Raw genomic sequence first — 9,883 nt, forward strand, 5'->3', positions numbered from 1 at the left:
GTCGCTACCTTGCTGGCTCTCATGGTATCTCGTGCACCTCGGCGATCAGCATGTAGCCACTGCCGCGAATGGTCTTGATGATGCGCGGGCTCTTGCCGTTGTCACCCAGCTTCTGGCGCAAACGGCTGATCTGCACGTCGATGCCGCGCTCCATCGGCAGGCTCTCGCGACCGCGAGTGGCGTCCGAGATGGTATCCCGGTCTAGCACCACGCCGGGCTGCTGCAGGAACATGCCGAGCAGCATGGCGTCGCTGCCGGAGAGATCCAGCAGGCTGCCATCTTCGTGAGTCAGCTGGTGGCTCAGGGTATCCAGGGTCCACTCGGCGAAGCGCAGCCGACGGCTCGGCTCCTTCTCTTTCTCCGGCTGGCGAAATTCGGCGCGGCGCAGCAGCGCCTTGATGCGGGCCTGCAGCTCGCGCGGGCTGAACGGCTTGGCGATGTAGTCATCGGCACCGAGTTCCAGACCGATCACCCGGTCAGCCTCGTCGGAGGCGGCGGTCAGCATGATGATGGGAACCTGAGAGTCGCGACGGATCTGCTGGCAGAGGGTAAAACCGTCGTCGCCAGGCATCATGATATCGAGAATGATGAGGTCCGGGCTGTGCTGGGCGAGCTGCTGACGCATCTCGTTGCCCTCCGCTGCGGTCAATACCTCGAAACCAGCCCTGGTCAGGTATTCATTGAGCAGCTCGCGGATCTCTTGGTCGTCGTCGACGATCAGCAGTTGTTTGCTCGTTGACATATGTATGTGCATCCACCCATTTTTTTGTGCAGATTGAACCTGTCGGGGGAGCAAAAAGCAAGCAAGCCCCCCATCTAATGTGAGGTTATGGGCAATATCCTCCCATATCCTGCCGTGCAAATAAAAAAGGCCGACCCAAACGGGCCGGCCAAGACGCAGATGCTGACGACAGAAGTGCACCCCGTGTGGCGCACTCCACAGACTCGATGACGGGGCAGTCTGACCGGCCCCAAAACCTGCGATACGGGCCGCCTCGCCGGGAAGCAGAAGCGGGCCCATATTGTAAAATTCAGCCCCTGGCGGGGCACTTCCCGGACCGGCGTACCGGTCCGGGGGATAGACTTACACTCGCTCGAACACGGTGGCGATGCCCTGACCCAGGCCGATGCACATGGTGGCCACGCCCAGGGTCGCGTCCTTCTCCTCCATCAGATTGATCAGGGTGGTGGAGATGCGGGCGCCGGAGCAGCCGAGCGGGTGACCCAGGGCGATGGCGCCGCCGTTCAGGTTCACCTTCTCGTCCACCAGGTCTTGCAGACCCAGATCCTTCACGCAGGGGAGGGACTGGGCGGCAAACGCCTCGTTCAACTCGAACAGATCGATGTCACCGACGGTCAGACCGGCCCGCTTGAGCGCCTTCTGGGTGGCCGGCACCGGGCCGTAACCCATGATGGCGGCGTCGCAACCGGCGATGGCCATGGCACGTACCTTGGCGCGCGGGGTGAGGCCGAGCGCCTTGGCGCGATCCGCACTCATCACCAGCATGGCGGCGGCGCCATCGGACAGGGCCGAAGAGGTGCCGGCGGTGACGGTGCCGTTGACCGGGTCGAACACCGGGCGCAGCTGGCTCAGGGTGTCGACCGTGGTCTCCGGGCGGATCACCTCGTCATAGTCGTAGAAGAAGCGGGCGCCGCTGGCGTCGTGCCCTTCCAGCCCGACGATCTCCCTGGCGAAACGGCCTTCCACAGTGGCGGCGTGAGCGCGGCGGTGGGAGCGAGCGGCAAACTCGTCCTGCTGTTGACGGCTGATGCCGTGCAGCTTGCCGAGCATCTCGGCGGTCAGCCCCATCATGCCGGAGGCTTTCGCCACCGACTTGGCCATGCCGGGGTGGAAGTCCACCCCGTGGCTCATGGGCACGTGACCCATGTGCTCGACGCCGCCGATGATGAAGATATCCCCATCACCCACCTGGATGGCGCGGGAGGCGTCGTGCAGCGCCTGCATGGAGGAGCCGCACAGACGGTTGACGGTGACCGCCCCCACCTGTTTCGGAATGCCGGCCAGCAAGGCGGCGTTGCGGGCAATGTTGAAGCCCTGCTCCAGGGTCTGCTGCACGCAGCCCCAGTAGATATCCTCGATCTCGTTCGGGTCGAGGTTGGGGTTGCGCAGCAGGATGGATTTCATCAGGTGCGCGGACAAGTCTTCTGCACGCACGTTGCGGAAGGCGCCGCCCTTGGATCGGCCCATCGGGGTCCGGATACAGTCGACAATGACTACGTCTTTCATGAATGGATCTCCTTTCCGCAATCAGTAGAAGGTTTTGCCCTGGGCGGCCATCTCACGCAGCTTGTCGCTGACGCGGTAGAGCGGGCCAAGGTCGGCATACTGGTCGGCCATGGCGACATAGCGATCCAGACCGATAGTGTCCAGATAGCGGAACACGCCGCCGCGGAAGGGAGGGAAGCCCAGACCGTAGACCAACGCGATGTCGGCTTCGGCTGGCGTGGCGACTATGCCCTCTTCCAGACAGAGCACCACCTCGTTGATCATCGGGATCATCATGCGGGCGATGATGGCGTCCTTGTCGAAATCCTGTTTCGGCTTGGCGATCGGGGCCAGCAGCTCGTAAGCAGCGGCATCGGCCACCTTCTTCGGCTTGCCCTTCTTGTCGGCCTCGTAGGCGTAGAAGCCCTTGCCATTCTTCTGACCGAAGCGGCTCGCCTCGTACATCACGTCGATGGCGGTATGGCCTTCCTTGCTCATGCGCGCCGGGAAGCCCTGCGCCATCACATCACCGGCATGGTGGCCAGTGTCGATGCCGACCACGTCCAGCAGGTAGGCGGGGCCCATGGGCCAGCCGAACTCTTTCTCCATCACCTTGTCGACGGCGGCGAAGTCGGCGCCATCGGCAACCAGCTTGTTGAAGCCGAAGAAGTAGGGGAACAGCACGCGGTTGACGAAGAAGCCCGGGCAGTCGTTGACCACCACCGGGGACTTGCCCATGGCGGCGGCGTAGGCCACCACGCGGTTGATGGTGTCGTCCGAGGTTTGCTCGCCGCGGATGATCTCCACCAGCGGCATGCGGTGCACCGGGTTGAAGAAGTGCATGCCGCAGAAATTCTCGGGGCGCTTCAGGCTCTTGGCCAGCAGGGAGATGGGGATGGTGGAGGTGTTGCTGGCGAGCACGGCGTCTTCGCCGATCACGCCTTCCACTTCACTCAGCACGGCCGCCTTCACTTTCGGGTTCTCGACCACGGCCTCGACCACCACGTCTACATGTTTGACGTTGTCATAGCTGAGGGTTGGGGTGATGGCGGAGAGCACCTGGCCCATCTTGATGCCGTCGATGCGACCGCGCTCGAGCTGGCCGTTGAGCAGCTTGGTGGCTTCGCCCATGCCAAGTGCCAACGCCTTCTCGTTGATGTCCTTCATCACCGCCGGGATACCCTTGCTGGCGGACTGGTAGGCGATGCCGCCCCCCATGATGCCGGCACCCAGCACGGCGGCATGGCCGGTGGCCTTGTTTGCCTGCTTGGCGGCCTTCTTGGCCAGCGCCTTGATGTGCTGATCGTTGAGGAAGATGCCGACCAGCGCCTTGGCCACGTCGGTTTTCGCCAGCTTGATGAAGGTGGCGGCTTCGGCGGCCAGCGCTTCGTCCCGACCCATGCCGGCGGCGGCTTCCACCGTCTTCACGGCGGCCATCGGTGCCGGATAGTGTTTGCCCGCCACGGCGGCAACCATGCCGGCGGCGGTGGTGAAGCTCATCATGGCTTCCAGTTTGGAGAGACGGAGCGGGGCCTTCTTGGCGGCGCGGCGGCTCTGCCAGTCCAGCTTGCCCTTGATCGCGTCCCTGATCATCTGCACAGCGGCGCTGTGCAGCGCATCCGGGGCGACCACGGCATCGATGGCACCCACCTTGAGAGCGTCATCGGCACGGTAATCCTTGCCGGTGGTGATCCACTCCAGCGCGTTGTCGGCGCCGATCACTCGCGGCAGGCGGACGGTGCCGCCAAAGCCGGGCATGATGCCGAGCTTGGTCTCGGGCAGACCGATCTTGGCCGTGGTATCAGCCAGGCGGAAGTCGGTGGAGAGAATGGTCTCGCAGCCGCCGCCCAGGGCGTGACCCTTGATGGAGCTGAGGGTCGGCACCGGCAGATCTTCGATGGCGTTGAAGATGTCGTTGGCCTTTTTCAGCCAGCCGAGCAGATCTTCCTGCGGCAGATCGAACAGCTCCAGGAATTCGGTGATGTCGGCGCCGACGATAAAGGCGTCTTTGCCGGAGGTGAGGATCAGACCTTTTAGTTCACGTTCTTGTTGTAATGCGGCGATCGCTTCGCTCAGGGAGAGCAGGGTAGCGCGATCCAGCTTGTTGACTGAACCCGGAGCATCGAACCTCAGCTCGGCAATGCCGTCTTCGAGGTAGCTGACCGTCAGGGTTTCGCCTTGGTAGATCATGAGAGTGTCTCCTTGTTCCCACATGGTGGGGGGTGGTGCTCCTTTATCCCCAGCAGGGGGCGAGGCTCACTATTGATCCAAAAGAAGACAATTTCAACACCTATTTAAAACATTCGTTTAACAGATCTCGAGTAAAAGCTCGCCTCAGATTAACAATCAAAATAAAGGCGTCTGATGACGCCTTTATTAACCTTGTGTGGCCTCAGCTGGCCAGCTCGGGCCGGTCGCGATACTGGCTCAGCACCTCGGGATCGGCGAGAGCGTGGGTGTTGTTGACGGGCCGGTTGTGCACCACTTCCCGCACCGCCAGCTCCACTATCTTGCCGGACTTGGTGCGCGGAATGGCGTCCACCTGCAGGATGCGGGCCGGCACGTGGCGGGCGGTGCAGTGCTGGCGCACCTGCTGGCGGATACGCTCGCGCAGTGCTTCGTCCAGCTTGAGACCAGGCTTGAGCTTGACGAACAGCACAACCCGCTCGTCTTGCTGCCACTGCTGGCCGATGACGATGCTCTCTTCTACTTCCTCCAGTTGCTCGACGTAGCGGTAAATCTCGCTGGTGCCAATGCGCACGCCACCCGGGTTGAGGGTGGCGTCGGAGCGGCCGTAGAACAGGATGCCGCCGGTCGGGGTCAGCTCGATCCAGTCGCCGTGGCACCAGATGTTGTCGAACCGCTCGAAATAGGCGGCGTGGTACTTGTCGCCGCTGTCGTCCCCCCAAAAGCCGATCGGTTGGGCCGGGAACGGCTTGGTGCAGACCAGCTCGCCCTTTTCGCCCTGCACCGGCTGGCCCGCTTCGTTGAATACCTGCACCGCGAGGCCGAGGCCGCGCCCCTGACTCTCGCCACGGTAGACGGGGCTGAGCGGGTTGCCGATGACGAAGCAGGAGCAGATGTCGGTGCCACCTGAGATGGAGCTGAGCTGCACATCCTGCTTGATCTGCTGATAGACGTAGTCGAACCCTTCGGGAGAGAGCACGGAGCCGGTGCTGCAGATAAGCCGCAACTGCGGCAGCTGGTGGGTCTTGATCGGGGCATAACCCTGCTTGTGCAGCGCATCCAGGTATTTGGCCGAGGTGCCGAAGAGGGCGACCTCTTCGTCGCGGGCGAGATCCCACAGCACGTTGCCGTCCGGGTAGAAGGGGGAGCCGTCGTAGAGCACCAGGGTGGCGCCGGAGGCGAGCGCGCTCACCAGCCAGTTCCACATCATCCAGCCGCAGGTGGTGAAGTAGAAGATGCGTTCCCCCGGCTTGATGTCGCAGTGCAGCTGGTGCTCTTTCAGATGTTGCAGCAGGGTGCCGCCGATGCCGTGCACGATGCACTTGGGCTTGCCGGTGGTGCCGGACGAATAGAGGATGTAGAGCGGGTCATTGAAGGCCATGGGCTCGAATTGCAGGCTGGCATCCGGCTGACCGGCCAGGATCTGGCGCCAGTCGTGACCCAGCTGCAGGGAGTGGCCGAGCAGGGGGATCATGACCGTCTGCTCTATGCTGTCGATCTGGCCGACGACCCCCGCCACCTTGTCCTGGATGTCGATGGCCTTGCCGTTGTAGTGATAGCCATCCACCGCAAACAGCACTCGCGGCCGGGTCTGGCCGAAGCGCTCCACCACGCTGGCTTCGCCGAAATCGGGGCTGGTGGAGGTCCAGATCGCCCCCAGACTGGTGGTCGCCAGCATGGCCACCACGGTTTCCGGGATATTGGGCAGGTAGGCTGCCACCACATCGCCCCGGCCGATTCCCTGGCCACGCAGCCACTGGGCCAGCCTGGCGACCTGATCCGCCAGCTCGCGCCAGCTCAGGGTCTGGCTGGGGCTACCCTCGATGCGGGAGATGATGGCCGGCGTGTCATCCTGGCGGCGCAGCAGGTTTTCGGCGAAGTTGAGCCGGCTGTCGGGGAACCAGCGGGTGCGCTGCATCTCCTGGCGGTTCTCTGCCACTATGTTGCCGAGCTCTCCTTTGACGCCGCAGTGCTGCCACACCAGCGGCCAGAAACGGGTTGTCTTCTCCACCGACCACTGGTAGAGCTGGGCGTAGCTGTGCAGCTGCAGGCCGTGGAAGCGGTTGACCTCGGCCATGAAGTGCTGGAGGTTGGATTGTTGAATCCGCTCCTGATCCGGTTGCCACAGGCAAAGGTTGTGCATGAGTAGTCCCTGACTGCATGTATCTACCGGCAGTGTATTGAATTGTTTTTTATTTGTTAATGGTTGGTTTTTGTTTCATAACAAAAGCCTTGTAACGTATGCGTTACCTCACGAAGCGATTGCTTGACGGTTCGAGCCTTGATTCGCTTGATGTTATGCTGAAACCACATTTCTCCCGGAGCAGGACGCCATGAGCAGCTACAGCCAACTTTTTGCCCAGCACCTCGACACCTTGCAGCAGCGCACCCGCGACATACTGCAACAGCAGGGACTGGGCGGTCTGGCCATCCACTCCGGCCAGACCCACCGCATCTTCCTCGATGATCAGGATTACCCCTTCAAGGTGAACCCCCAGTTCAAGGCCTGGTTGCCGGTGCTGGACAATTCCCACTGCTGGTTGCTGGTGGACGGGGTGAACAAGCCGGTGCTGCTGTTCTACCGGCCGGTGGATTTCTGGCACAAGGTAGCGGACCTGCCCAACGCCTTCTGGGTCGACTTCTTCGATATCCGCTTCCTGACCCGCCCGGAGCAGGTAGCCGATCATCTGCCGGCCAACAGGCAGGAGTGGGCCTATCTGGGTGGCCATCTGGAGGTGGCCGAGCTGCTGGGGCTGGGCCAGCCCAACCCGGAGGCGGTCCTCAACTATCTGCACTACCACCGCGCCTACAAGACTCCCTATGAGCTGGAGTGTCTGCGCGATGCCAACCGCATCGGGGTACGCGGCCACATTGCGGCCAAGGACTCCTTCATGGCGGGGGCGAGTGAGTTCGAGATCAACCTGGCCTACATGAAGGCGGTCGGGCAGGGGGCCAATGAGGCGCCCTACGGCAATATCGTCGCCATCAATCGCAATGCGGCCATCCTGCACTACACCCACCTCTCCACTCAGCGGGTGCCCGATGCGGAGCGCTACTCCTTCCTCATCGACGCCGGCGTGGACGTGCACGGCTATGCCTCCGACATCACCCGGACCTGGGCCTGGCGGCGCGGCGAGTTTGCCGATCTGATCGCGGCGCTGGATGCCCAGCAGCAGGAGATCATCGAGGAGATCAAGCCGGGCCGCCGTTACAGCGAGCTGCATTTGCAGATGCATCACAGGCTGGCGCGCCTGCTGCAAGCCACCGAGCTGGTGGACATGTCGGTGGACGAGATGATCCACACCGGGGTGACCAACGTCTTCTTCCCCCACGGCCTCGGCCACTTCCTCGGCCTGCAGGTACACGATGCCGGCGGCTTCATGCAGGATGAGCGCGGCACCCACCTCTCGGCCCCCGAACAGTTCCCCTATCTGCGCTGCACCCGGGTGATGGAGGTGGGCCAGGTGTTCACCATAGAGCCGGGCCTCTACTTCATCGACAGCCTGCTGGAGCCGCTGCGCCAGGGTGAGCAGGGCAAGCGGGTCAACTGGAACAAGGTCGAGGCGCTGCGCCCCTATGGCGGCATCCGCATCGAAGACAACGTGGTGCTGCATGCCAACGGGGTGGAGAACCTGACCAGACAAGCAGGGCTCTGATGGCGGCGGACTATTCCATACCGGCCGCACCGCTGGAGGTGAGTGAAGAGATCAAGAAGAGCCGTTTCATCACATATCTTGCCCACACGCCGACCGTCGAGGCCGCCAAGGCCTGGATTGGCGAGATAAAGCAACAACATCCCGGGGCCCGGCATCACTGCTGGGCCTTCGTCGCAGGCGCTCCGCAGGACAGCCAGGTCTATGGCTTCAGCGATGATGGTGAGCCCTCTGGCACCGCCGGCAAACCCATGCTGGCCCAGCTGATGGGGGCGGGCCTTGGCGAGATCGCCGCCGTTGTGGTGCGCTATTACGGTGGCGTGCTGCTAGGCACCGGTGGTCTGGTCAAGGCCTACGGCGGTGGCGTGGGGGCGGCACTCAAGCAGCTCGAGACCCGCATCAAGCGCCAGCAGACGGCCTCTCTCATCCAGTGCGACTATGTCGACATGGGGGCCGTAGAGGCCCTGATCCAGGCTTATCAGGGCCAGTTGCTGACGGCCGACTATGGCGCCAGCGTCACCCTGCAGGTGGCGTGGGAGTCCGCGCTCTGGGCCCGAATCGCACAGGAATTGACCGACCGAACCCAAGGTCGGGTATCCCTTCGTCCCTTAGATGGCTAGAATCCATCGCTCTTTTGGTCTGAAGAGGGAGCCGGAATGCAGATTCTGAGCATCATTCGTATCGTTGGCCTGCTGGTCGCACTGTTCAGTTCGACCATGCTGCTGCCTGCGATGGTTGCATTTGGCTATCGTGATGGTGGTGGTGCCGAGTTCGTCAACTCCTTCTTCATCGCTCTGCTGCTCGGTGCCGCACTCTGGTTTCCCAACCGTCATCAGAAGAAGGACCTCAGGTCCAAGGAGGGCTTCCTCATCGTCGTGCTGTTCTGGGTGGTACTGGGCAGCGTCGGGGCCTTGCCGTTCCTGCTGGGAGAGGTGCCCGGCATGACGGTGTCCGAGGCCTTCTTCGAGTCGTTTTCCGGCCTGACCACCACGGGGGCGACCGTGCTCACCGGGCTGGACAACCTGCCCAAGGCGTTTCTGTTCTATCGTCAGCTGCTGCAGTGGTTGGGGGGCATGGGGATCATAGTGCTGGCGGTGGCCATACTGCCGCTGCTCGGCATCGGGGGCATGCAGCTCTATCGCGCCGAAATTCCGGGGCCGGTCAAGGACAACAAGGTCACCCCGCGCATCGCCGAGACGGCCAAGGCGCTCTGGTTCATCTATCTGCTGCTCACCTCCCTCTGCGCCCTGGCGTACTGGATGGCGGGCATGACCCTGTTCGATGCCATTTGCCACTCCTTCTCCACCATGTCTGTGGGGGGCTTCTCGACTCACGATGCCAGCATAGGTTTCTTCAACAGCCCGGCCATCAACCTGATCACAGTGCTGTTTCTGCTGCTGGCGAGCGTCAACTTTGCCCTGCACTTCATGGTGTTCGCCCACAAGCCGGTGCGCCTGAGCAGTTATCTACGGGACTCCGAGCTCAAGGTGTTCCTGAGCATCCAGTGTGTACTGGTACTGATCTGCTTCGTTTCCCTGTTGTTCCACGGCCACTACGATACTTGGCAGGATGCGCTCAACCACGGCCTGTTCCAGGCGGTGTCGCTGGGCACGACTACCGGTTACAGCACCACCAGTTATGCGGATTGGCCCTCTTTCCTGCCCATGCTGCTGATGTTCTCCGCCTTCATTGGCTGCTGCGCCGGCAGTACCGGGGGCGGCATCAAGGTGATGCGTTTCATGATCCTGTTCCTGCAGGGGATGCGCGAGCTGAAGCGACTGGTGCATCCACGCGCCATCTATACCCTCAAGCTGGG

General features: G+C 62.5%; 7 protein-coding genes (1 of these 7 running past the window's edge). 3 read left to right on the forward strand and 4 right to left on the reverse strand.

Going from position 1 to position 9,883, the window contains the following annotated elements; translation table 11 throughout:
* Positions 1 to 19: 19 nt before the first annotated feature.
* From I6L33_RS04765 to I6L33_RS04780, 4 genes are all read right to left on the reverse strand, one after another.
* Positions 20 to 742 (reverse strand): response regulator, encoded by a 723-nt coding sequence (locus I6L33_RS04765; protein WP_010635539.1) that lies wholly within the window; start codon positions 740 to 742, stop codon positions 20 to 22.
* A 342-nt stretch (positions 743 to 1,084) separates the two neighbouring features.
* Positions 1,085 to 2,269: an acetyl-CoA C-acyltransferase FadA gene (fadA, locus tag I6L33_RS04770; RefSeq protein ID WP_216973637.1), complete on the reverse strand. Its 1,185-nt coding sequence runs from the start codon at positions 2,267 to 2,269 to the stop codon at positions 1,085 to 1,087.
* Entirely contained in the window at positions 2,270 to 4,417 is a 2,148-nt protein-coding gene (fadB, locus tag I6L33_RS04775; protein ID WP_216973638.1) for a fatty acid oxidation complex subunit alpha FadB, read from the reverse strand. It lies immediately after the preceding gene.
* 202 nt (positions 4,418 to 4,619) lie between these two features.
* Positions 4,620 to 6,557 (reverse strand): acetoacetate--CoA ligase, encoded by a 1,938-nt coding sequence (locus I6L33_RS04780; protein ID WP_216973639.1) that lies wholly within the window; start codon positions 6,555 to 6,557, stop codon positions 4,620 to 4,622.
* Between the two features lie 190 nt (positions 6,558 to 6,747).
* Between I6L33_RS04780 and pepQ the strand changes: the two genes are divergently transcribed.
* The 3 genes in view from pepQ to I6L33_RS04795 are tightly spaced (at most 36 nt apart) and all read left to right on the forward strand, a layout consistent with a single transcriptional unit that may run on beyond the window.
* The gene (gene pepQ, locus I6L33_RS04785) at positions 6,748 to 8,070 is read left to right on the forward strand and encodes a Xaa-Pro dipeptidase (protein WP_216973640.1); all 1,323 of its coding nucleotides are present in this window, start codon (positions 6,748 to 6,750) and stop codon (positions 8,068 to 8,070) included.
* Complete coding sequence (locus tag I6L33_RS04790; RefSeq protein ID WP_216973641.1) at positions 8,070 to 8,687, forward strand: YigZ family protein; 618 nt, start codon at positions 8,070 to 8,072, stop codon at positions 8,685 to 8,687. Before pepQ ends, I6L33_RS04790 begins: the two co-directional genes overlap by 1 nt.
* 36 nt (positions 8,688 to 8,723) lie before the next feature.
* On the forward strand, positions 8,724 to 9,883 hold the 5' portion of the coding sequence (locus tag I6L33_RS04795; protein ID WP_010635534.1) for a TrkH family potassium uptake protein. Its footprint extends 298 nt past the window's final position; the window shows 1,160 of its 1,458 coding nt (coding positions 1-1,160); it begins with the start codon at positions 8,724 to 8,726; its stop codon lies beyond the right edge, outside the window.

It is taken from the genome of Aeromonas sp. FDAARGOS 1403, assembly GCF_019047325.1.
In the GTDB taxonomy this organism is placed as follows: Bacteria; Pseudomonadota; Gammaproteobacteria; order Enterobacterales; family Aeromonadaceae; genus Aeromonas; species Aeromonas dhakensis.